The following is a 20,935-nucleotide window of genomic DNA, read 5'->3' on the forward strand; positions in this document are numbered from 1 at the left end:
AGTATCCGATCTGGTGACTGATTCACCGCTGTCGCGGGCAAGCCTCCTTGTGTTGATCAGCCCAGCAGATGCTTGGAAATTAACCGCGAGATTTCCACAATCGAGGTCTTGCCGGTGAACTCAAACCTCACCTTCCCCAGTGACGAAAAGTAAACCTCCAATTCCGAGTCCAGATCAAACGTCCCGGACGTCTCCACCGAATACGCCACGATATTTTTATACGGCAATGACGTGAAGTCCTTCTTGCTGCCGGTAATCCCCTGCACGTTCACCGCAATGATGCGCTTGGTGGTGAACACCACGCCGTCACGCATGGCTTTGTAGGCGTCGACCACTTCCTCGCCGTCGAGCAGCAGGGCCGATACGCGTTCGGCGTATTCATTGTTTTGTTTTAGTTTGAAAAAGCCTTTGTTGTTGAAGTCGATCATGTGCCTGTCCTGGGTCCCGTGGGGCCGCCTGTGTATGACGTTTTGCTCGCGGATCTGTATCTAACGCCCGACCCTTCAAGGCCCTAGCATGGCGCGTAACACTACAGCGTTGGCGAAGGATTTCACGCTGGCGGAATAAAAATCCAGGAGCGAAACAATGCCCGATATGTCCAGCTTGCTTGCCTATGGCCTGATTTCACTCGGCATGGTGCTGACGCCCGGGCCGAACATGATCTACCTGATATCACGCTCGATCTGCCAGGGCCGCACCGCCGGGTTGATTTCCCTGGGCGGGGTGGCGCTCGGGTTTGTGGTGTATATGGTTTGCGCGGCACTGGGTATCACCGCATTGGTGATGGCAGTGCCCTTTGCCTACGACGCGCTGCGGCTCGGCGGCGCGTTGTACCTGGTCTACCTGGCTTGGCAGGCGATCAGGCCAGGTGGGCGTTCGCCATTCCAAGTGCGGGATTTGCCCAAGGACAGCCCGCGCAAGTTGTTCACCATGGGCCTGGTCACCAACCTGCTCAATCCCAAAGTGGCGGTGATGTATTTGTCGCTGCTGCCGCAGTTCATCGATCCGAGCGGTCATGGCAGTGTGCTGATGCAATCTCTGGTGTTGGGCTCCCTGCAGATTTTTATCAGCGTGAGCGTCAACGCGGTGATTGCCTGCATGGCAGGTTCCATCGCGGTGTTCTTCGTCACCCGGCCAGGCTGGCAGGTGGTGCAGCGCTGGGTGATGGGGTCGGTGTTGATGGGGTTGGCGGTGCGGATGGCGGTTGAAGGGCGGCGTTAGGTCGTGGGCGATTCCAATTTACAGGATGTCTTTAAGGTAATCCCTGAGATGGTTCAGCGGCATGCGCAATTCATCCAACTGATCGGCGTTTTGCACGTCCTGTGCCAAGCGCTGCAGCTCGCGGCCCATCACCGTGTCGGCCCCGCCCAATGCCTCAAGTGCTTGATCAACACATTCCGCTATCTTGGCTTGAATAACGGCCAAATCCTCCTGGCGTACCAACAATCCAAACACCTCCCGCTCATAGCCATCCATCACCAGGTCATCGCGCAAAACCGGGCTGCCGTCGTCCGTCTCGTGCACAAGTTTCAGTGCGAAGAGCGCAACGGCTTCCAGCGACAATTCCATGGTTTCGGTTCCTGGGGCTTTTTGGGGGAGGGCGATGATCACTGTTCTGCACGGGAAAAAAAAGACCCAATAGCGTGAGCCGGTTGGCTCGCGCACCCGTAATGTCATCTGCCCAAGGAATGAAATTATTTGGTCATGCTCTACCGATCACGCGGGGCTGCGCGCTGATCGCCCTGTTGAAATAAGCTGACCGACCGCTCGGCAAGGGCAGTCGGGTTTCAACATGTTCGAGGCTCGTGTTCTATTCCAATGCTTCCATCTGCCTGATCCAGGCATCGAACCGACTGCATTGCTCGCGGATGATCGGCAGGCCGATCTCAATCGCGGCGAGAGAACCATGCAGTGGTTTGTCATAGCCTGCGTAGAGCTTCTGCAGCCTTTTGCTTGGCGCAGTCATTGGACTGTTGTTGATGGTTTCCGGGCTTTCAAATTCATTTCGTATGTGCACAAACCGTTCTTCGAGAGCTGGCTGGTTGATCCCGGTCGCAAGCCGTTTTGGGCAACTGAACAGCAAGCCTTCGAATTCGTACATTTGCACATAGGGAATGAATCGGCGCATGGCTTCATCACCGAGTTTGTTTGTGAGCCTCTCCACCATGGCATCAAGCAGGCAATCAGCTTTTTCATCCATGGTGTTTTTGCCAGCGGCATTTGTTTTGCCAGGAAACTCCTCGGGCAGGCCATAAAAGTCGAAGAATGTGGTGCAGTAAGCTTGGCGGTCGCCGAGGAGGCGCTTCTCTACGTCTGTCAGCAGGCGCTCGAAGCGAAAGTTGCCGCCTTTGTGGCCGGGTTTACCGATCAGCGCGGGCAACAGATAAATACCCTTGTGCTGGAAGGCATCCGCTAACACCTCATTGATGAACATTTCTTCTGTCTGGCCCTCGCAGATGACGTGGACTCGAATCATTTACGCGGCCTCCCGCCCAGGATGTTTTTCTCCCACAGCTCACCTACCGAATAATCGTCCAGCCATGTTTCGAAGGCCTTTTCGTCGAGGCGCTTGAAGACGGTTGCGCCTTTTTCCCGCTCGACGATGATCAGGTCATCTATTGAGAATTCATTCACCAGAGGGACCGACTGCGTTGAGACAATCACCTGCATTCGGGTGGAGGCTGAGCGCAGCAGTGAACCCAGTAGGGTGATGGCGTAGGGATGCAGGCCGAGTTCCGGCTCATCAATGATGATGGTCGATGGCGGATCGGGCTGGAGCAGGGCGGTTACCAGACATATGAACCGGATCGAACCGTCCGAGAGCTGGCTCGGCCAGAAGGTATAGTCGCTGTCCTTCTGACGCCATTGCAGGTTGATCAATTCTTCCTGGGAGTCCAGTCGCACAGGCTTGAGCACAAAGTCGTCGAAGAACGGAATCGCCAGTTGGATCGTTTTGCGGATCTGGTCATACACTTCGGGCGTCTGGGTGGATAAACGATGCAGATAGGCCGCCAGGTTCGACGCGTCTGGACGCAGATAGTCGTCGATATGGGCCGGTCCCCAGCGTTTGACGCTAGCGGTTTCGCTGGTGTCATGGAAGTGGAAAACCTTCCAGCTGGAAATCGACTCGTAGCAGTACGCCACAACGTTGTTTTTGTAGGGGGCTTGGAACTGTTTGGTTTCGTAAGCTTTTTTGAGCTTGGTCTCCTGATGCCCAGAGCCCAGTGGAATCCACTCGGACCCATACATCGGGCCGTCAAAAAAGAGCCGTTCATTGGAAAAAACAAAGTCACCATCCACGGTCGGTTCCAATTCGAACTCATAGCCGTTCAAGCCAAAATGGACATAGGAACTGATCTTCCGAGTTTCCTTGACCCCGAAGCTGACAATGCGGTCCGCCGAGCCTTGTTGGGTCGTCCACTTTTTAAGGCGCAGCTCCATCATTTCGCTGAGCATGCGAAAGTAGGAAACGAAGCTGCTCTTGCCCGCACCGTTGGCACCCAGCAGCACGTTCAGGCTGCCCAGATGCAAGTCTTCAAGGCTTTTGATGGACTTGAAGCCTTTGATGGTGAGCCGGCTGATCGGGTTCTTGGTGCTCATTGCTGCTTGATTCCTTTAGCGGCGCTGCTCGATGAGAGCAACGCTGCTGTCGTTGATAGCTGTGGTGGATTCTGCCATTGATTTCGCATGCTGGCTTGCCGCTTGATGGGGTCATCCTAACGCTAATCTTTACTGCCTAATACCGGCGCGTTGGTTCGCGAGTATTGCAGTTATAGCGACCCCCCATATCGCTATGGATCAAGTGGCTATCACGTAGGTCGCAGTGTGGGGGGATGAATTGGGAGAAAACCTGCCGGAAACCTTTCGCCACAGATCCGGCCTTCCAGCCCCCAACCCCTCCTGCGCTACCTTCCACCGTCGCTTCCAATCCAGCGACCGGACCTGATAATCCGAAAACAATAGGCTCACTTATTTAGGAGCTTATTAATGAGCGTTTCTGATCAGTCGTACTCTCGCAATCCCATAACCCACGCCTCCACCCACCTGGGAGGTGCCCAATGATCAACCCACCCCTAAACAAAACCCTCGGCGTCTGCCTGGGCAGCACATTATCTGGGCGAGATGGCGAAGGCGGTGGTGGACGATTTGGCCAATGGGATGTTGCCGAATGGGGTAACAGAGGAGGGGGATTCGGTGGGTGTGTAGGCAGGTGGTTTGAGGGTGTTTGGGCTGGCGTCTTCGCAGGCAAGCCAGCTCCCACATTTGGATTGTGTTTCAGGCTGCTAGTGGCCGGTGTGCGATGAATCAGCTGGCCATCCACTTTTCTACAGGCGAAAAAAAAGACCTTGAATTTCAAGGTCTTTTTTTAAGATGGTGCCCCGAGGGAGAATCGAACTCCCACTTCTTTCGAAAACGGATTTTGAATCCGCCGCGTCTACCAATTCCGCCATCAGGGCTCAATGGCGGCGAAGTATAGAGATGAGATTACCGTTGGTCAATCACGTTTCATGGTCAATTTTGACTATTTCCGCTAGACTTCCCGGCCCTGCTAGACGAACCCCATCATGCGCGTTGCTGACTTTACTTTTGAGCTCCCTGATTCGCTGATCGCTCGCCATCCTTTGGCCGAGCGTCGCGCCAGTCGACTGCTGACCCTGGACGGGGTCAGCGGTGTCCTCGCACACCGTCAATTCACTGATTTGCTTGAGCATTTGCGCCCAGGCGATTTGATGGTTTTCAACAATACCCGGGTGATTCCGGCGCGGCTGTTTGGCCAGAAAGCTTCCGGCGGCAAGCTGGAAATCCTGGTGGAGCGGGTGCTGGACAGCCATCGCGTGCTGGCCCATGTGCGCTCCAGCAAGTCGCCGAAACCTGGCTCTTTGATCTTGATCGATGGCGGTGGCGAAGCCGAGATGGTGGCGCGCCATGATGCGTTGTTCGAACTCAGGTTCGCCGAAGAAGTATTGCCGCTGTTGGAGCGTGTCGGCCATATGCCGTTGCCTCCTTATATAGACCGCCCCGACGAAGACTCGGACCGCGAGCGCTATCAGACGGTGTACTCCCAGCGTCTCGGTGCGGTTGCAGCACCGACGGCCGGCCTGCATTTCGACCAGCCGCTGCTGGATGCAATTGCCGCCAAGGGCGTCGAAAGCGCGTATGTGACCCTGCACGTGGGGGCCGGTACGTTTCAGCCGGTGCGTGTGGAGAACATCGAAGACCACCATATGCACAGCGAATGGCTGGAAGTCAGCCAGGACGTCGTGGACGCGGTTAATGCGTGCAAGGCGCGCGGTGGGCGAGTGGTGGCGGTGGGCACCACCAGCGTACGGTCGCTTGAGAGTGCGGCGCGTGATGGCGTGCTCAAGCCGTTCAGTGGCGACACCGATATCTTTATTTACCCTGGCCGGCCATTCCATGTGGTCGATTGCCTGGTCACCAACTTCCATTTGCCGGAATCCACGCTGTTGATGCTGGTGTCGGCATTTGCCGGTTACCCGGAAACCATGGCCGCCTACCAGGCCGCCATCGCTAACGAGTACCGTTTTTTCAGCTACGGTGATGCGATGTTTATCACCCGTAACCCGGCGCCGCGCGGCCCTGAGGACAACTTATGAGTCGTATGTCGTTTGAATTGCTCGCTACGGACGGCAAAGCCCGTCGCGGTCGCCTGACCTTCCCGCGTGGCACCGTAGAGACCCCGGCGTTCATGCCGGTCGGCACCTACGGCACCGTCAAGGGCATGCTGCCCCGTGACATCGTCGCCACCGGCGCCGAGATCATCCTCGGCAACACCTTCCACCTATGGCTGCGCCCCGGCACGGAAGTGATCAAGAAGCATGGCGACCTGCATGACTTCATGAAGTGGCAAGGCCCGATCCTCACCGACTCCGGTGGTTTCCAGGTGTTCAGCCTGGGCGCCATGCGCAAGATCAAGGAGGAGGGCGTGACCTTCGCTTCGCCGGTGGACGGTGCCAAGGTGTTCATGGGCCCGGAAGAGTCGATGCAGGTGCAGCGTGACCTGGGCTCCGACATCGTGATGATTTTCGACGAATGCACGCCGTACCCGGCCGATGAAGACGTGGCACGCATTTCCATGGAGTTGTCGCTGCGTTGGGCCCAGCGCTCGAAGAATGCCCATGGCGACAATACGGCCGCGCTGTTCGGTATCGTCCAGGGCGGCATGCATGAAAGCCTGCGCAAGCGCTCGCTGGAAGGCCTCGACAAGATCGGCTTCGACGGCCTGGCCATTGGCGGTCTGTCGGTGGGCGAGCCCAAGCACGAAATGATCAAGGTGCTCGACTACCTGCCGGGCCTGATGCCCGCTGACAAACCTCGTTACCTTATGGGCGTTGGCAAACCGGAAGATCTCGTAGAGGGTGTGCGCCGCGGTGTGGACATGTTCGATTGCGTGATGCCAACCCGTAATGCCCGCAATGGGCATCTGTTCATCGATACAGGCGTGCTGAAGATCCGTAACGCGTTCCATCGCCATGATGATTCGCCGCTGGATCCCACCTGTGACTGCTACACCTGCCAGAACTTCTCCCGTGCTTATCTGCATCACTTGGACAAATGCGGGGAAATGCTGGGTAGCATGTTGAATACCATCCACAATTTGCGTCACTACCAAGTCCTGATGGCTGGTTTGCGCGAGGCTATTCAACAGGGTACATTGGCCGCCTTCGTCGATGCCTTCTATGCCAAGCGCGGGCTCCCTGTGCCGCCCTTGGACTGAGTTTCCCGACCCTAAGATTCACTATTTGCAACTGGAGTGCTAAATGAGCTTTTTTATCTCTAACGCCATGGCTGACGCCGCTGCGCCTGCTGCTGCCGGCCCTATGGGCGGTGGTTTCGAGTGGATTTTCCTGGTCGGCTTCCTGGTCATCTTCTACCTGATGATCTGGCGCCCACAGGCCAAGCGCGCCAAAGAGCAGAAAAACCTGCTGGGCAGCCTGCAGAAAGGCGACGAAGTCGTGACCACTGGCGGTATCGCCGGCAAGATCACCAAGGTTTCCGACGCTTTCGTGGTACTGGAAGTCTCCGACACCGTAGAAATGAAGTTCCAGAAGGGCGCCATCGCCGCCACGCTGCCTAAAGGCACGCTCAAAGCGATCTGAGTAACAACCTTTACCAATCGACGGGGCGCGCAAGGCGCCCCGCGTTATAAGCGGGCGGCGTGATGCTGAACAAATACCCTCTGTGGAAATACGTACTGATCCTGGCGGTGCTGGCGATCGGTTTTATTTATTCCGCTCCCAATCTCTATCCTGATGACCCTGCGATCCAGATCTCTGGCGCCAGCACTTCGCTGCAGGTCAATCAGGCTGACCTGGAACGCGCGAGCAAAGCGCTCAACGACGCGGGTATCCAGGTTAAAGCGGCAACCTTGGCGGCTGGTTCCAAAGGCGGCTTGTTGCGCCTGACCAAGCAAGAAGACCAATTGCCGGCCAAAGATGTCGTGCGCAAGGTCATGGGCGATGACTATGTCGTTGCGTTGAACCTGGCACAGACCACGCCGCAATGGCTGCGCAGCATTGGCGCGCACCCGATGAAGCTGGGTCTGGACTTGTCCGGTGGTGTGCACTTCCTGCTGGAAGTGGACATGGACAAGGCCCTCGATGCGCGCCTGAAAGTCTACGAAGGCGACGTGAAGAGCTTGCTGCGCAAAGAGAAGTTGCGTTATCGCAGCCTGCCGCAGCTCAACGGTGCCATCCAGTTGGGCTTTGCTGACGAAGCCTCTCGCGAACAGGCCCGTGCGCTGATCCGCAAGAATTTCAATGATTTCGACATCGTGCCAGCCGACCTCAATGGCCAGGCGGTACTACGCCTGGCGATGAGCCCGGCCAAGATTGCCGAAATCCGCGAATACTCCATCAAGCAGAACTTGACCACGGTACGTAACCGCGTCAACGAGCTGGGTGTGGCCGAGCCGATCGTGCAGCGTCAAGGCGCCAACCGCATCGTGGTTGAGCTGCCGGGCGTGCAGGACACCGCCGAAGCCAAGCGTATCCTGGGTAAGACTGCCAACCTGGAATTCCGCCTCGCGGCTGAGCCGGGTGCCACCCGCGCGACCTCCGAAGAGTTCGAGTTCCGCGAAGGCAATCGTCCTCCAGCATTGATCGAGCGTGGCCTGATCATCACCGGTGACCAGGTGACCGATGCCAAGGCCGGTTTCGGCGAGCACGGCACCCCTGAAGTGAACATCCGCCTGGATGGCCACGGTGGTGAACTGATGAGCCGCGCCACGCGCAGCAACGTCGGTCGCAGCATGGCGGTGATCTTCATCGAGCAGCGCCCGGTCACCACCTACACCAAGCAGATGGTCAACGGCGTCGAGAAAGACGTGCCGGTACAGACCTTCAAGGAAGAGAAGAAGATCATCAGCCTGGCGACCATCCAGTCGCCGCTGGGTGCTCAATTCCGCATCACTGGCCTGAACGGCCAGGGCGAGTCCTCCGAGCTGGCGCTGCTGCTGCGTGCCGGTGGCCTGGCTGCACCGATGTACTTCGCTGAAGAGCGTACCATTGGCCCGAGCCTGGGTGCCGACAACATCACCAAGGGTGTCGATGCCGCGCTGTGGGGCATGTTGTTCGTGTCGCTGTTCATCATCGCCATCTACCGCTTCTTTGGTGTGATCGCCACTGTCGCCCTGGCGGGCAACATGGTGATGCTGCTGGCGCTGATGTCGTTGCTGGGGGCCACACTGACCCTGCCAGGTATCGCCGGTATCGTACTCACCATGGGTATGGCGGTGGACGCCAACGTGCTGATCTTCTCGCGGATCCGTGAAGAGATCGCGGCGGGCATGACCGTACAACGTGCAATCAACGAAGGCTTCGGCCGGGCATTTACCGCGATTCTCGACTCCAACCTGACTACCCTGTTGGTCGGCGGGATTCTCTTTGCCATGGGCACAGGCCCCGTCAAAGGTTTTGCGGTGACCATGTCCCTCGGTATCTTTACCTCGATGTTCACGGCCATCATGGTGACCCGCGCAATGGTCAACCTGATCTTTGGCGGACGTGACTTCAAGAAGTTGTGGATTTAAGGGGCTGCCATGTTACGTACAATCAACTTCATGGGCGTTCGCAACATTGCGTTCGGCGTCACCGTGCTCCTTACCGTTCTGGCGTTGTTCAGCTGGTTCCATAAGGGCCTGAACTACGGCCTGGACTTCACCGGCGGTACGCTCATCGAGCTGACCTACGAGAAGCCGGCCGACGTTACCCTGGTGCGCGACGAGCTGGTCAAGGCCGGCTATCACGAAGCCGTCGTGCAGAGCTTCGGTGCGACTACCGACCTGCTGGTGCGTATGCCTGGCGAAGACCCGCAACTGGGTCACCAGGTGGCCGAGGCCTTGCAGAAGGTCGGCGGCGACAACCCGGCATCGGTCAAGCGCGTCGAGTTCGTGGGCCCGCAGGTCGGTGAAGAGCTGCGCGACCAGGGCGGCCTCGGCATGCTGATGGCGCTGGTCGGCATCATGATCTACCTGGCCTTCCGTTTTCAGTGGAAGTTCGGTGTCGGCGCCATTGTGTCGCTGATCCACGACGTGATCGTGACCGTGGGTATCCTGGCCTATTTCCAGATCACCTTCGACCTCACCGTATTGGCGGCCGTGCTGGCGATCATTGGTTACTCGCTCAACGACACCATCGTGGTATTCGACCGGGTTCGTGAGAACTTCCGGGTGCTGCGCAAGGCATCGTTGATCGAGAACATCAACATCTCCACCACCCAGACCCTGCTGCGGACCATGGCGACGTCGATCTCCACCTTGCTGGCGATTGCTGCGCTGATGATCTTCGGTGGCGACAACCTGTGGGGCTTCTCTCTGGCGCTGTTCATCGGCGTGCTGGCGGGTACCTACTCGTCGATCTACATCGCCAACGTGGTGCTGATCTGGCTGAACCTCAATAGCGAAGACCTGATCCCTCCTGCTGCTACCGACAAGGAGGTCGACGACCGTCCTTGATGGATATTCGTTGATACGCTGTTACAAAGAAGGCACGAGATTGAACTCGTGCCTTTTTTTTGGCTCCAAGGCTGGGTATAGCGCGGACGTTTCGGTCCGCTTGTGATGGTCAGGAGGTTCATGTGAACAAGTCGTTGCTGGTTGGTGCGGTATTGGGTGCTGTCGGTGTGACTGCCGGGGGCGCTGTTGCCACCTACAGCCTGGTAAAAAGCGGCCCTGAGTATGCGCAAGTGCTGGCGGTGCAGCCGGTGAAAACCCAGATTAAAACCCCTCGTGAGGTCTGCAAGGACGTCACCGTGACCCGGCAGCGTCCGGTGCAGGATCAACATCAAATCGCCGGTACCGTAGTGGGTGCCCTTGCAGGTGGCCTGCTGGGTAACCAGATCGGTGGCGGTAACGGTAAGAAGCTGGCCACCGTGGCCGGTGCAGTCGGTGGTGGTTACGCCGGTAACAAGGTTCAGGAAGGCATGCAGAACCGCGATACCTACACCACCACGCAAACTCGCTGTAACACCGTCAATGACATCAGCGACAAGGTTGTTGGCTATGACGTGCGTTACAACCTGGATGGCAAGGAAGGGACTGTGCGTATGGAGCGTGATCCGGGCAGCCAGATTCCGGTGGATAAGGAAGGGCGTCTGATCCTGGGTCAGAACCAGCAGTAACCCCAAGCTTTGCATGGGGCTAAATGTGGGAGCTGGCTTGCCTGCGATGGCGGTGGGTCAGTAACAAGATGAGTTGGCTGGCAGGCCGCTATCGCAGGCAAGCCAGCTCCCACCTTGGATCGGCGTCAGGTTGAATCCAGGCATAAAAAAAGCACCCCTATGGGGTGCTTTTTTGTGCTCGCTCGCTTAGCGCTTCAGCGAAGCCGGCAGGTGCGGCTGGATCGCCGTCAGTACTGCCTTGAAGCATTTGGTGTTGCCGGCAACCACGTGGCCTTTCTCAAGGAAGTCGTGACCACCGGTGAAATCGCTCACCAGACCGCCAGCTTCCTGGATCAGCAGGGCGCCTGCAGCCATGTCCCACTCGGACAGGCCCGACTCCCAGAATGCATCGAAACGACCCGCGGCGACGTACGCCAGGTCCAGGCTGGCTGCGCCGGCGCGGCGGATGCCGGCGGTCTGGCCAACCAGGGCGCGGAACATGCCCAGGTAGTTTTCCAGGTTGTCCATCTGGTCGTCACGGAACGGGAAGCCGGTGCCCAGCAGGGCGCCTTCCAGGCTGGTACGACCGCTGACACGCAGGCGACGGCCGTTCAGTTGGGCGCCACGGCCACGGCTGGCGGTGAATTCTTCCTGGCGAACCGGGTCCAGCACAACGGCGTGTTCCAGGCGGCCACGGTATTTGCAGGCGATGCTCACGGCAAAGTGCGGGATGCCGCGCAGGAAGTTGGTGGTGCCATCCAGTGGGTCGATGATCCACAGGTAGTCTTCGCCTTCGCCGCTACCTTTGTGCAGGCCGGTTTCTTCGCCGAGGATGCCGTGGGTAGGGTAGGCCTTGCGCAGGGCGTCGATGATCTTCTGTTCAGCGGCGCGATCCACCTCGGATACATAATCCTTGGCGTCTTTTTCGTCGACCTTGATGGTATCCAGGCGCTCGATGGAGCGGAAGATCAATTCACTGGCGCTGCGGGCGGCGCGCAGCGCGATATTCAGCATGGGCTGCATGGATGTGTCACCTAAGGTTGTTAAAGAAAGCCGGGCATTCTAGCAGAAACTTTCTTCAGGTGAAGGACGACGTTAGCTTTCATGGCATAACCTTAGGCTGTTCTGTAAGATTTGCTCCCCTTTCCTGTGTCCGAGAGCGCCTCCCTTGCTGCAAAACATTCGTGTCGTCTTGGTCAATACCAGTCATCCCGGCAATATCGGCGGGGTGGCGCGAGCCATGAAAAACATGGGGCTGACGCGCCTGGTGCTGGTCGAGCCGCGGGTATTCCCGCACCACGAGGCCGATGCCCGCGCGTCCGGCGCCAATGACATCCTGCAAAGCGCTCAGGTTGTTGCGACGTTGGAAGATGCCTTGGTTGGCTGCAATCTGGTGCTCGGCACCAGCGCCCGTGGCCGACGCATTCCCTGGCCGCTGCTGGATCCGCGCGAATGCGGCACCAAAGTGGTGGAAGAAGCTGCTGGTGACGCTGAGATCGCCCTGGTGTTCGGCCGTGAAGACTCCGGCCTGACCAATGAAGAGCTGCAGCGATGTCATTACCACGTGCACATTCCATCAGACCCTGAGTTCAGCTCGCTGAATCTCGGGGCGGCGGTGCAGGTATTGAGTTACGAAGTGCGCATGGCCTGGCTGGCTGCTCAAGGCCAGCCGAGCAAGGTTGAGAAGGATGAGGTCGCGTCGACCAAAAGTGGCGAGTTGGCCACCATGGACGAGCTGGAACGCTTCTATGAGCACCTGGAGCAAACCCTGGTAGCCATCGAATTTCTCGATCCTGAAAAGCCAAGGCATTTAATGGCGCGCCTGCGTCGCTTGTACGGTCGCAGCTCGGTGAGCCGGGCTGAGATGAATATATTGCGTGGCATCCTCACGGAAACCCAGAAAGCGGCCCGTGGCGAGCTTCTTAAGCGGAAGGATTAACAATGTTCGAGCGTTTGCGAGAAGACATCCAGAGCGTTTTCCACCGAGACCCGGCGGCGCGCAATGCCTTTGAAGTGCTGACCTGCTACCCGGGCATGCACGCGATCTGGATCCATCGCCTGTCTGCTGTGTTGTGGGGCATGGGTTGGAAATGGCTGGCGCGGCTGGTATCGAACTTCGGTCGCTGGCTGACCGGCATCGAGATTCACCCTGGCGCCAAGGTCGGTCGCCGCTTCTTCATCGACCATGGCATGGGCATCGTGATTGGCGAGACCGCCGAGATTGGTGATGACGTGACGCTTTACCAGGGTGTGACCCTGGGCGGTACCACTTGGAATAAAGGCAAGCGTCACCCGACCCTGGAAAATGGCGTAGTGGTAGGGGCGGGCGCCAAGGTGTTGGGGCCGTTTACCGTGGGCGCCGGCGCCAAGGTAGGCTCCAATGCCGTGGTGACCAAGGCTGTACCTGCTGGCGCCACCGTGGTGGGCATTCCGGGTCGCATCATCGTCAAGCCGGAAGTCGGCGACGAGCAGGAAGCCAAGCGCAAGGCCATGGCCCAGAAGATCGGCTTCGATGCCTACGGCGTCAGCGAAGACATGCCCGATCCGGTGGCCCGCGCCATTGGCCAATTGCTCGACCACCTGCAGGCGGTGGATGGCAAGTTGGACGGCATGTGTGGCGCCCTGAAGGACCTGGGCAGCCCCTACTGTGCCAAAGACTTGCCTGAACTGCGTGAAGAAGACTTTGCTGAAATCAAGGACGAAGCCGCTACCACCAAGGCAGGCTGAACGCGGTCCATTGTGGGAGCTGGCTTGCCTGCGATTGCGGTGGCCAGCAACCTATAGGCAAGCTGATAGACAGCTGTCGCAGGCAAGCCAGCTCCCACATTTGATCTCCATTGGCTCAATGGTCTTGCGGCAGGCCTGGTTACGCTGTTCGATCCCACCCCATACTGCTATGATTCGCGCGCCCTTTTTACGGGTAATCCCGACTAAAGCACTAGGTCTTATAGTTGACTTAAATACTCGGGAATCGCATACTTGCTCCCATTCTGAAACACCTTGGTACCTTGTCCATGAGACTGACTACAAAAGGCCGATACGCGGTGACCGCCATGCTTGACCTGGCTTTGCACGCGCAAACTGGGCCGGTGTCCCTGGCCGATATCTCCGAGCGCCAAGGCATTTCCCTGTCTTACCTCGAACAGCTGTTCGCCAAATTGCGCCGCAGCAACCTGGTTTCCAGCGTTCGTGGTCCAGGTGGCGGCTATCAATTGTCCCGCGACATGCAGGGCATCCAGGTAGCCCAGGTGATCGACGCGGTGAATGAATCCGTCGATGCCACCAAGTGCCAGGGCCTGGGTGATTGCCACGCTGGCGACACCTGCCTGACGCACCACTTGTGGTGTGACTTGAGCCTGCAGATCCATGAGTTTTTGAGTGGTATCAGCTTGGCTGATCTTGTGACTCGCCGTGAGGTGCAAGAAGTAGCCCAGCGTCAGGACCAGCGCCGTTGCAACACCAAGGCGCCGCGCCTGGACAAGATCGAAGCGTCCGCCGTCGAGTGACAGCCGCAGAGCTAACGGCACGCCAGCCAGCCTGATTTAGGAGAAAGTCCATGAAATTGCCGATTTACCTTGATTATTCAGCGACCACCCCGGTTGATCCGCGTGTTGCGCAAAAAATGAGCGAATGCCTGCTGGTCGACGGAAACTTCGGCAACCCGGCCTCCCGTTCCCATGTATTCGGCTGGAAGGCCGAGGAAGCGGTGGAGAATGCTCGTCGCCAGGTCGCTGACCTGGTCAATGCCGACCCACGTGAAATCGTCTGGACCTCTGGTGCTACCGAGTCCGACAACCTGGCTATCAAGGGCGCCGCGCATTTCTACGCGACCAAGGGCAAGCACCTGATCACCACCAAGATTGAGCACAAGGCTGTCCTCGACACCATGCGCCAACTGGAGCGTGAAGGTTTCGAGGTCACCTACCTCGAGCCGACCACCGACGGTATCGTCACCCCGGCCATGATCGAAGCCGCGATGCGTGAAGACACCATCCTGGTTTCCGTGATCCACGTGAACAACGAAATCGGCACTATCAACGACATCGCAGCCATCGGCGAGCTGACCCGCTCCAAAGGTGTGTTGCTGCACGTCGACGCTGCCCAGTCCACCGGCAAGGTCGACATCGACCTGTCCAAGCTGAAAGTCGACCTGATGTCGTTCTCGGCCCACAAGACCTACGGCCCTAAAGGCATCGGCGCGCTGTACGTGAGCCGCAAGCCACGCGTGCGTATCGAGGCCACCATGCACGGCGGCGGTCACGAGCGCGGCATGCGTTCCGGTACCCTGGCGACCCACCAGATCGTCGGCATGGGCGAAGCCTTCCGCGTAGCCAAGGAAGACATGGCTGCCGAGAACGTGCGCATCAAGGCGTTGAGCGACCGCTTCTACAAGCAGGTCGAGAACCTTGAAGAGCTGTACGTCAACGGCAGCATGACTGCCCGCGTGCCGCACAACCTGAATTTGAGCTTCAACTACGTCGAAGGCGAGTCGCTGATCATGGCGCTCAAGGACCTGGCGGTTTCGTCCGGTTCGGCCTGCACCTCGGCGTCCCTTGAGCCTTCGTACGTACTGCGCGCCCTGGGCCGCAACGACGAATTGGCCCACAGCTCGATCCGCTTTACGTTCGGCCGCTTCACCACCGAAGAGCAAGTCGACTACGCCGCGCAGAAGGTCTGCGAAGCCGTGACCAAGCTGCGTACCTTGTCCCCGCTGTGGGATATGTACAAGGACGGCATCGATATTTCCAAGATCGAGTGGGCGGCACACTAACTATAGAAGCCGCCACCCAAGCTCTGTAGGAACGTGGCGGAAAACGCAGGCGTTTCTACAGGGTTCCAGAGCGGCCCTGATGAGTGAGGATTCAGTACCATGGCTTACAGCGAAAAGGTCATCGACCACTACGAAAACCCGCGCAACGTCGGCAAGATGGACGCGCAAGACCCTGATGTGGGCACCGGCATGGTCGGCGCTCCGGCGTGCGGCGATGTGATGCGCCTGCAGATCAAGGTCAACGAGCAGGGCATTATCGAAGATGCCAAGTTCAAGACCTATGGCTGTGGTTCGGCCATCGCCTCCAGTTCCCTTGCGACCGAGTGGATGAAAGGCAAGTCCCTGGATGAGGCTGTCACCATCAGCAACACCCAGCTGGCCGAAGAACTGGCCCTGCCGCCAGTGAAAATCCACTGCTCGGTGCTTGCGGAAGACGCCATCAAGGCGGCTGTTCGCGACTACAAGCAGAAGAAAGGCTTGATCTAAGCATTTGGCGACGAGTAAGGAGTCAACGATGGCTATCAGCATGACAGAAGCGGCTGCGCAGCACATTCGCCGCTCCCTGAATGGGCGCGGTAAAGGTGAGGGGATTCGTCTGGGTGTTCGCACCACAGGCTGTTCCGGCCTTGCCTACGTGCTGGAGTTTGTCGACGAGGTGGTTGAAGAGGACCAGGTGTTCGAAAGTCACGGCGAGAAAGTGATCATCGATCCCAAGAGCCTGACCTACCTGGACGGCACCGAACTCGATTTCGTCAAGGAAGGGTTGAACGAAGGCTTCAAGTTCAACAACCCCAACGTGCGCGGTGAATGTGGCTGCGGCGAAAGCTTCAACATCTGAGGCTACTCGTGGGTACTCCTTGTCATTTCGCTTTATTCGAGCTGCAGCCGAGCTTTCGCCTGGACCTCGATCAGCTTGCCACGCGCTATCGAGAACTGGCGCGTGGCGTGCATCCGGACCGCTTTGCTGACGCTTCCGAGCGTGAACAACGCCAGGCCCTGGAGCAATCGGCCAGCCTCAACGAAGCCTATCAGACGCTCAAAAGCCCTGCGAAACGCGCGCGCTACCTGCTTGCGATGAACGGTGGCGAGCTGCCATTGGAAGTGACCGTGCATGACCCGGACTTCCTGATGCAGCAGATGCAGTGGCGCGAAGAACTCGAAGACTTGCAGGACGAAGCCGATGTGGCGGGTGTCGCGGTTTTCAAGCGTCGTCTGAAAACCGCCCAGGATGAGCTCAACGAAAGCTTCGCAGCCTGTTGGGATGATGCTGCGCAACGCGAGCAGGCCGAACGCCTGATGCGGCGCATGCAGTTCCTCGACAAGCTCACCTACGAAGTGCGCCAGCTAGAAGAGCGCCTCGACGATTAACCCAGTGCTGCCCGTGATGCACGCCTGATAGACAGATAAGACCTGATTACCATGGCCCTACTGCAAATCGCCGAACCCGGCCAAAGCCCTCAACCGCACCAGCGTCGCCTGGCGGTCGGGATTGACTTGGGCACTACCAATTCCCTGGTCGCCGCCTTGCGCAGCGGCCTGTCCGAGCCACTGCCCGACGCCGATGGCCAGGTGATCCTGCCGTCCGCCGTGCGTTACCACGCTGATCGTACCGAAGTCGGTGAGTCGGCCAAGTTGGCGGCGTCCTCCGACCCCCTGAATACTGTGCTGTCGGTCAAGCGCTTGATGGGTCGTGGTCTGTCCGACGTCAAGCAATTGGGCGACCAGCTGCCGTACCGCTTTGTCGGCGGTGAGTCCCATATGCCGTTTATCGATACCGTCCAAGGGCCTAAGAGCCCCGTGGAAGTGTCGGCCGATATCCTCAAGGTGCTGCGCCAGCGTGCGGAAACCACCTTGGGCGGAGAACTGGTCGGTGCGGTGATCACCGTTCCCGCGTATTTCGATGACGCGCAGCGCCAAGCTACCAAGGACGCGGCGAAGCTCGCCGGCCTGAACGTGCTGCGCCTGCTGAACGAGCCGACTGCGGCCGCTGTAGCCTATGGCTTGGATCAGCACGCTGAGGGCCTGGTTGCTATCTATGACCTGGGCGGCGGCACCTTTGATATTTCGATCCTGCGCCTGACCGGCGGTGTGTTCGAAGTGCTGGCCACCGGTGGCGACAGTGCCCTGGGCGGCGATGACTTTGACCACGCCATTGCAGGCTGGATCATCACCAGCGCCGGTTTGTCTGCCGACCTGGACCCAGGTGCGCAGCGTAATCTGCTGCAAACCGCCTGCGCGGCCAAAGAGGCGCTGACTGACGCTGCTTCTGTTGAGGTTTGCTACGGTAGTTGGTCCGCACAGCTGACCCGCGAAGCCTTCGATGCGCTGATCGAGCCGATGGTCGCACGCAGCCTCAGGGCGTGTCGCCGTGCTGTGCGTGACTCCGGTGTCGAGTTGGAAGACGTGGCTGCGGTGGTCATGGTCGGCGGTTCCACCCGCGTACCGCGCGTTCGCGAGGCAGTGGCCGAAGCCTTCGGTCGCCAGCCGCTGACAGAAATCGACCCGGATCAAGTGGTCGCCATCGGCGCTGCGATCCAGGCCGATACCCTGGCCGGCAACAAGCGTGACGGTGGCGAACTGTTACTGCTCGACGTGATTCCGTTGTCCCTGGGGCTGGAAACCATGGGCGGCCTGATGGAGAAGGTGATTCCGCGCAACACCACCATCCCTGTCGCCCGCGCCCAGGATTTCACCACCTACAAAGACGGCCAGACGGCCATGATGATTCATGTGCTGCAAGGTGAGCGCGAGCTGATCAGCGATTGCCGCTCCCTGGCGCGCTTTGAATTGCGCGGTATCCCGGCCATGGTCGCGGGCGCAGCGAAGATTCGCGTGACCTTCCAGGTCGACGCCGACGGCCTGCTCAGCGTGGCGGCCCGTGAGCTGGGTTCGGGCGTTGAGGCCAGCATCCAGGTCAAGCCGTCCTACGGCCTGACCGACGGCGAAATCGCCAAGATGCTCAAGGACTCGTTTCAGTACGCCGGCGACGACAAGGTCGCCCGTGTGCTGCGTGAGCAGCAAGTGGATGCCCAGCGGCTGCTCGAAGCGGTGCAGGGCGCCCTTGATGCTGATGGCGAGCGTCTGCTGGACGCCGAGGAACGCATGGTCATCGACCTGCAGATGCAGGAGTTGGCCGAACTGATGAAAGGCAACGATGGTTATGCCATCGAGCAGCAGACCAAGCGCTTGTCGCAGGTCACAGACGCCTTTGCCGCCCGCCGTATGGATCAGACGGTTAAAGCCGCGCTGGCGGGCCGCAACCTGAATGAAATTGAGGAATAACTGATGCCGCAGGTCACTTTTCTACCGCACGCCGAACATTGCCCTGACGGCATGGTCGTGGAGGCTGAGACCGGCAAGTCCCTCCTCGACGTCGCCCATGACAACCATATCGAGATCGAAAGTGCCTGTGGCGGCGTGAATGCCTGCACCACTTGTCACTGCATCATTCGTAAAGGTTTCAATAGCCTCAACGAGGCCGATGACCTGGAAGAAGACTATCTTGATAGGGCGTGGGGTCTTGAGCCGACGTCGCGCCTGAGCTGTCAGGCGAAAGTCGGCACCGAAGATCTCACTGTCGAGATCCCGAAATATTCGCTCAACCATGCGGCCGAAGCGCCGCATTGATTCAAGGAACTGTCATGAGCCTTAAATGGGTTGATGTGCAAGAGATCGCTATCCTGTTGGCCGATGGCAACCCGGAGCTGGATCCTTACTCCCTGAACTTTGTAGCTTTGCGTGACATGGTCATGGCATTGCCCGGGTTCGAAGATGAGCGTGATCGCGGCGGTGAAAAGGTTCTGGAAGCTATCCAGACAGCTTGGAAAGAAGAACAGGACTGACGCCTCCTTTACGCAGTTAGGCAATACCCAATAACCCGCGTATAATTCGCGGGTTTAATTTTTCGTAAATTACCGTTTCTGGAGTTACACCATGGCTGTTCAACGTACTTTCTCCATCATCAAGCCTGACGCTGTTGCAAAAAACGTCATCGGCGAGATCACCACTCGTTTCGAAAAAGCCGGCCTGAAGGTTGTAGCCTCGAAACTCAAGCAACTGTCCAAGGCTGAAGCTGAAGGCTTCTACGCTGAGCACAGCGCTCGCGGCTTCTTCGGCGACCTGGTTGCCTTCATGATCTCCGGTCCTGTTGTCGTACAGGTGCTGGAAGGCGAAAACGCTATCGCTCTGAACCGTGAGCTGATGGGCGCTACCAACCCTAAAGAAGCCGCTGCCGGCACCATCCGTGCTGACTTCGCTGAATCCATCGACGCCAACGCTGTTCACGGCTCGGACTCCGAAGCCGCTGCTGCTCGCGAAATCTCGTACTTTTTCGCTGCTACTGAAGTAACCGCTCGCTAAGCAACGGCTTAAAGAGTGAGGGTGAATCCATGACTACATCGACTGTTAAAACCAACCTGCTGGGTCTGACTCAGCCGGAAATGGAGAAATTCTTCGACTCAATCGGGGAGAAGCGTTTCCGTGCCGGTCAGGTAATGAAGTGGATTCACCACTTTGGCGTCGACGATTTCGACGCCATGACGAACGTCAGCAAGGCCCTGCGCGACAAGCTCAAGGCCATTGCCGAAGTGCGTGGTCCCGAGGTTGTCAGCGAGGACATTTCCAGCGACGGCACCCGTAAATGGGTGGTGCGCGTGGCGTCCGGCAGCTGCGTCGAGACCGTGTACATCCCCCAGGGCAAACGCGGCACACTGTGCGTTTCGTCCCAGGCAGGCTGTGCCCTGGATTGCAGTTTCTGCTCCACCGGCAAGCAAGGCTTCAATAGCAACCTCACCGCCGCCGAAGTCATCGGCCAGGTGTGGATTGCCAACAAATCCTTTGGTAGCGTCCCGGCAACCGTCGACCGTGCCATCACCAACGTGGTGATGATGGGCATGGGTGAGCCGCTGCTGAACTTCGACAACGTAATTGCGGCCATGCACCTGATGATGGACGACCTGGGCTACGGCATCTCCAAGCGCCGCGTGACCCTGTCGACCTCCGGTGTGGTCCCGATGATCGATGAGCTGGCCAAGCACATCGACGTCTCCCTGGCGTTGTCGCTGCATGCACCCAATGACGCATTGCGTAACCAATTGGTGCCGATCAACAAGAAGTATCCGCTTAAGATGCTGCTCGAATCTTGCCAGCGTTATATGGCGACCCTGGGCGAGAAGCGCGTGTTGACCATCGAGTACACCATGCTCAAGGACATCAACGACAAGGTCGAGCACGCGGTTGAGATGATCGAACTGCTCAAGAATACTCCGTGCAAGATCAACCTGATTCCGTTCAACCCGTTTCCGCATTCTGGCTACGAGCGGCCGAGCAACAACGCGATCCGTCGTTTCCAGGATCAACTGCACCAGGCCGGCTACAACGTCACCGTGCGCACCACCCGCGGTGAAGACATCGACGCCGCCTGTGGTCAATTGGTAGGGCAGGTGATGGATCGCACCCGCCGCAGCGAACGTTATATCGCCGTGCGCGAACTTAACGCCGCTGAAGATTTGCCGCAAATTGCTGTGAATCGAATCTGAGAGAGGACCT

Annotated in this window: 25 protein-coding genes and 1 tRNA gene; 20 read left to right on the top strand and 6 right to left on the bottom strand. The window is 58.5% G+C overall.

Annotated elements, in window-relative coordinates; translation table 11 throughout:
- Positions 1–56: 56 nt before the first annotated feature.
- Positions 57–428 carry a PH domain-containing protein gene (locus TU73_RS16725; protein WP_057013158.1) on the bottom strand — a complete coding sequence of 124 codons (372 nt, stop codon included), beginning with the start codon at positions 426–428 and terminating at the stop codon, positions 57–59.
- A gap of 157 nt (positions 429–585) precedes the next feature.
- Between TU73_RS16725 and TU73_RS16730 the strand changes: the two genes are divergently transcribed.
- Positions 586–1,221 (top strand): LysE family translocator, encoded by a 636-nt coding sequence (locus tag TU73_RS16730; protein ID WP_057013159.1) that lies wholly within the window; start codon positions 586–588, stop codon positions 1,219–1,221.
- Positions 1,222–1,239: 18 nt separating this feature from the next.
- On the opposite strand, the gene TU73_RS16735 is transcribed toward TU73_RS16730, so the two are convergent.
- The 3 genes from TU73_RS16735 to TU73_RS16745 all read right to left on the bottom strand — a co-directional run bounded on the left by TU73_RS16735 (position 1,240) and on the right by TU73_RS16745 (position 3,600).
- The gene (locus tag TU73_RS16735) at positions 1,240–1,569 is read right to left on the bottom strand and encodes a hypothetical protein (protein ID WP_057013160.1); all 330 of its coding nucleotides are present in this window, start codon (positions 1,567–1,569) and stop codon (positions 1,240–1,242) included.
- 241 nt (positions 1,570–1,810) lie between these two features.
- Positions 1,811–2,476, bottom strand: a complete 666-nt coding sequence (locus tag TU73_RS16740; RefSeq protein ID WP_057013161.1) for a DUF4276 family protein — start codon at positions 2,474–2,476, stop codon at positions 1,811–1,813.
- The gene (locus tag TU73_RS16745) at positions 2,473–3,600 is read right to left on the bottom strand and encodes an AAA family ATPase (protein WP_057013162.1); all 1,128 of its coding nucleotides are present in this window, start codon (positions 3,598–3,600) and stop codon (positions 2,473–2,475) included. Before TU73_RS16745 ends, TU73_RS16740 begins: the two co-directional genes overlap by 4 nt.
- Positions 3,601–4,113: 513 nt before the next feature.
- Between TU73_RS16745 and TU73_RS28410 the strand changes: the two genes are divergently transcribed.
- Positions 4,114–4,206, top strand: coding sequence for a hypothetical protein (locus tag TU73_RS28410; protein WP_231984837.1), 93 nt, complete (start codon positions 4,114–4,116; stop codon positions 4,204–4,206).
- A 166-nt stretch (positions 4,207–4,372) separates the two neighbouring features.
- Here the strand turns inward: TU73_RS28410 and TU73_RS16750 are convergent.
- Positions 4,373–4,457 (bottom strand) — tRNA-Leu (locus TU73_RS16750).
- A 108-nt stretch (positions 4,458–4,565) separates the two neighbouring features.
- On the opposite strand from TU73_RS16750, the gene queA reads away from it, so the two are divergent.
- The 6 genes from queA (at position 4,566) to TU73_RS16780 (ending at position 10,638) form a co-directional block, all read left to right on the top strand.
- Positions 4,566–5,615: a tRNA preQ1(34) S-adenosylmethionine ribosyltransferase-isomerase QueA gene (gene queA, locus TU73_RS16755; RefSeq protein ID WP_057013163.1), complete on the top strand. Its 1,050-nt coding sequence runs from the start codon at positions 4,566–4,568 to the stop codon at positions 5,613–5,615.
- 5 nt (positions 5,616–5,620) lie between these two features.
- Entirely contained in the window at positions 5,621–6,736 is a 1,116-nt protein-coding gene (tgt, locus tag TU73_RS16760) for a tRNA guanosine(34) transglycosylase Tgt (protein WP_032803964.1), read from the top strand.
- A gap of 43 nt (positions 6,737–6,779) precedes the next feature.
- The gene (yajC, locus tag TU73_RS16765) at positions 6,780–7,118 is read left to right on the top strand and encodes a preprotein translocase subunit YajC (RefSeq protein WP_003175975.1); all 339 of its coding nucleotides are present in this window, start codon (positions 6,780–6,782) and stop codon (positions 7,116–7,118) included.
- A 62-nt stretch (positions 7,119–7,180) separates the two neighbouring features.
- Positions 7,181–9,049 (top strand): protein translocase subunit SecD, encoded by a 1,869-nt coding sequence (gene secD / locus TU73_RS16770; RefSeq protein WP_043046811.1) that lies wholly within the window; start codon positions 7,181–7,183, stop codon positions 9,047–9,049.
- Positions 9,050–9,058: 9 nt separating this feature from the next.
- Positions 9,059–9,973 carry a protein translocase subunit SecF gene (secF, locus tag TU73_RS16775; RefSeq protein WP_057013164.1) on the top strand — a complete coding sequence of 305 codons (915 nt, stop codon included), beginning with the start codon at positions 9,059–9,061 and terminating at the stop codon, positions 9,971–9,973.
- 122 nt (positions 9,974–10,095) lie between these two features.
- Positions 10,096–10,638, top strand: coding sequence for a glycine zipper 2TM domain-containing protein (locus TU73_RS16780; protein WP_003194023.1), 543 nt, complete (start codon positions 10,096–10,098; stop codon positions 10,636–10,638).
- A 186-nt stretch (positions 10,639–10,824) separates the two neighbouring features.
- On the opposite strand, the gene suhB is transcribed toward TU73_RS16780, so the two are convergent.
- Positions 10,825–11,640, bottom strand: a complete 816-nt coding sequence (suhB, locus tag TU73_RS16785; RefSeq protein WP_005791195.1) for a type III secretion system regulator SuhB — start codon at positions 11,638–11,640, stop codon at positions 10,825–10,827.
- Positions 11,641–11,785: 145 nt separating this feature from the next.
- On the opposite strand from suhB, the gene trmJ reads away from it, so the two are divergent.
- The 12 genes from trmJ (at position 11,786) to rlmN (ending at position 20,925) form a co-directional block, all read left to right on the top strand.
- The gene (gene trmJ / locus TU73_RS16790) at positions 11,786–12,556 is read left to right on the top strand and encodes a tRNA (cytosine(32)/uridine(32)-2'-O)-methyltransferase TrmJ (protein WP_057013165.1); all 771 of its coding nucleotides are present in this window, start codon (positions 11,786–11,788) and stop codon (positions 12,554–12,556) included.
- Between the two features lie 2 nt (positions 12,557–12,558).
- Entirely contained in the window at positions 12,559–13,344 is a 786-nt protein-coding gene (cysE, locus tag TU73_RS16795) for a serine O-acetyltransferase (protein WP_057013166.1), read from the top strand.
- A gap of 287 nt (positions 13,345–13,631) precedes the next feature.
- Positions 13,632–14,123, top strand: coding sequence for a Fe-S cluster assembly transcriptional regulator IscR (gene iscR, locus TU73_RS16800; protein WP_003194020.1), 492 nt, complete (start codon positions 13,632–13,634; stop codon positions 14,121–14,123).
- Between the two features lie 50 nt (positions 14,124–14,173).
- Complete coding sequence (locus TU73_RS16805) at positions 14,174–15,388, top strand: IscS subfamily cysteine desulfurase (RefSeq protein ID WP_057013167.1); 1,215 nt, start codon at positions 14,174–14,176, stop codon at positions 15,386–15,388.
- Between the two features lie 99 nt (positions 15,389–15,487).
- A complete protein-coding gene (gene iscU, locus TU73_RS16810) occupies positions 15,488–15,874 on the top strand; it encodes a Fe-S cluster assembly scaffold IscU (protein WP_043046816.1) in 387 nt (128 codons plus the stop codon).
- 28 nt (positions 15,875–15,902) lie between these two features.
- Positions 15,903–16,226 (top strand): iron-sulfur cluster assembly protein IscA, encoded by a 324-nt coding sequence (gene iscA, locus TU73_RS16815; RefSeq protein WP_003209680.1) that lies wholly within the window; start codon positions 15,903–15,905, stop codon positions 16,224–16,226.
- Positions 16,227–16,234: 8 nt separating this feature from the next.
- On the top strand, positions 16,235–16,756 hold the full coding sequence (gene hscB / locus TU73_RS16820) for a co-chaperone HscB (RefSeq protein ID WP_043046817.1): 522 nt from the start codon (positions 16,235–16,237) through the stop codon (positions 16,754–16,756).
- A 51-nt stretch (positions 16,757–16,807) separates the two neighbouring features.
- On the top strand, positions 16,808–18,670 hold the full coding sequence (gene hscA, locus TU73_RS16825; RefSeq protein ID WP_057013168.1) for a Fe-S protein assembly chaperone HscA: 1,863 nt from the start codon (positions 16,808–16,810) through the stop codon (positions 18,668–18,670).
- A gap of 3 nt (positions 18,671–18,673) precedes the next feature.
- On the top strand, positions 18,674–19,015 hold the full coding sequence (gene fdx / locus TU73_RS16830; RefSeq protein ID WP_057013169.1) for an ISC system 2Fe-2S type ferredoxin: 342 nt from the start codon (positions 18,674–18,676) through the stop codon (positions 19,013–19,015).
- 14 nt (positions 19,016–19,029) lie between these two features.
- Positions 19,030–19,230 carry a Fe-S cluster assembly protein IscX gene (gene iscX, locus TU73_RS16835; RefSeq protein WP_057013170.1) on the top strand — a complete coding sequence of 67 codons (201 nt, stop codon included), beginning with the start codon at positions 19,030–19,032 and terminating at the stop codon, positions 19,228–19,230.
- Positions 19,231–19,321: 91 nt separating this feature from the next.
- On the top strand, positions 19,322–19,747 hold the full coding sequence (gene ndk, locus TU73_RS16840) for a nucleoside-diphosphate kinase (protein ID WP_003175956.1): 426 nt from the start codon (positions 19,322–19,324) through the stop codon (positions 19,745–19,747).
- A 29-nt stretch (positions 19,748–19,776) separates the two neighbouring features.
- Positions 19,777–20,925, top strand: coding sequence for a dual-specificity RNA methyltransferase RlmN (gene rlmN / locus TU73_RS16845; RefSeq protein WP_005791178.1), 1,149 nt, complete (start codon positions 19,777–19,779; stop codon positions 20,923–20,925).
- The last annotated feature ends 10 nt before the right edge of the window (positions 20,926–20,935 follow it).

The organism is Pseudomonas libanensis (genome assembly GCF_001439685.1).
GTDB classification, from domain to species: Bacteria; Pseudomonadota; Gammaproteobacteria; order Pseudomonadales; family Pseudomonadaceae; genus Aquipseudomonas; species Aquipseudomonas libanensis.

What these genes read in the sequence shown, in the direction of transcription:
- ndk (WP_003175956.1), top strand. Translation starts at nt 19,322, where the DNA reads ATGGCTGTTCAACGTACTTTCTCCATCATCAAGCCTGACGCTGTTGCA.
- TU73_RS16730 (WP_057013159.1), top strand. Translation starts at nt 586, where the DNA reads ATGCCCGATATGTCCAGCTTGCTTGCCTATGGCCTGATTTCACTCGGC.
- suhB (WP_005791195.1), bottom strand. Translation starts at nt 11,640, where the DNA reads ATGCAGCCCATGCTGAATATCGCGCTGCGCGCCGCCCGCAGCGCCAGT.
- TU73_RS16745 (WP_057013162.1), bottom strand. Translation starts at nt 3,600, where the DNA reads ATGAGCACCAAGAACCCGATCAGCCGGCTCACCATCAAAGGCTTCAAG.
- secF (WP_057013164.1), top strand. Translation starts at nt 9,059, where the DNA reads ATGTTACGTACAATCAACTTCATGGGCGTTCGCAACATTGCGTTCGGC.
- rlmN (WP_005791178.1), top strand. Translation starts at nt 19,777, where the DNA reads ATGACTACATCGACTGTTAAAACCAACCTGCTGGGTCTGACTCAGCCG.
- iscA (WP_003209680.1), top strand. Translation starts at nt 15,903, where the DNA reads ATGGCTATCAGCATGACAGAAGCGGCTGCGCAGCACATTCGCCGCTCC.
- iscX (WP_057013170.1), top strand. Translation starts at nt 19,030, where the DNA reads ATGAGCCTTAAATGGGTTGATGTGCAAGAGATCGCTATCCTGTTGGCC.
- fdx (WP_057013169.1), top strand. Translation starts at nt 18,674, where the DNA reads ATGCCGCAGGTCACTTTTCTACCGCACGCCGAACATTGCCCTGACGGC.
- iscR (WP_003194020.1), top strand. Translation starts at nt 13,632, where the DNA reads ATGAGACTGACTACAAAAGGCCGATACGCGGTGACCGCCATGCTTGAC.
- hscA (WP_057013168.1), top strand. Translation starts at nt 16,808, where the DNA reads ATGGCCCTACTGCAAATCGCCGAACCCGGCCAAAGCCCTCAACCGCAC.
- TU73_RS16740 (WP_057013161.1), bottom strand. Translation starts at nt 2,476, where the DNA reads ATGATTCGAGTCCACGTCATCTGCGAGGGCCAGACAGAAGAAATGTTC.
- TU73_RS16735 (WP_057013160.1), bottom strand. Translation starts at nt 1,569, where the DNA reads ATGGAATTGTCGCTGGAAGCCGTTGCGCTCTTCGCACTGAAACTTGTG.
- iscU (WP_043046816.1), top strand. Translation starts at nt 15,488, where the DNA reads ATGGCTTACAGCGAAAAGGTCATCGACCACTACGAAAACCCGCGCAAC.
- yajC (WP_003175975.1), top strand. Translation starts at nt 6,780, where the DNA reads ATGAGCTTTTTTATCTCTAACGCCATGGCTGACGCCGCTGCGCCTGCT.
- secD (WP_043046811.1), top strand. Translation starts at nt 7,181, where the DNA reads ATGCTGAACAAATACCCTCTGTGGAAATACGTACTGATCCTGGCGGTG.
- cysE (WP_057013166.1), top strand. Translation starts at nt 12,559, where the DNA reads ATGTTCGAGCGTTTGCGAGAAGACATCCAGAGCGTTTTCCACCGAGAC.
- TU73_RS16725 (WP_057013158.1), bottom strand. Translation starts at nt 428, where the DNA reads ATGATCGACTTCAACAACAAAGGCTTTTTCAAACTAAAACAAAACAAT.
- queA (WP_057013163.1), top strand. Translation starts at nt 4,566, where the DNA reads ATGCGCGTTGCTGACTTTACTTTTGAGCTCCCTGATTCGCTGATCGCT.
- TU73_RS16805 (WP_057013167.1), top strand. Translation starts at nt 14,174, where the DNA reads ATGAAATTGCCGATTTACCTTGATTATTCAGCGACCACCCCGGTTGAT.
- tgt (WP_032803964.1), top strand. Translation starts at nt 5,621, where the DNA reads ATGTCGTTTGAATTGCTCGCTACGGACGGCAAAGCCCGTCGCGGTCGC.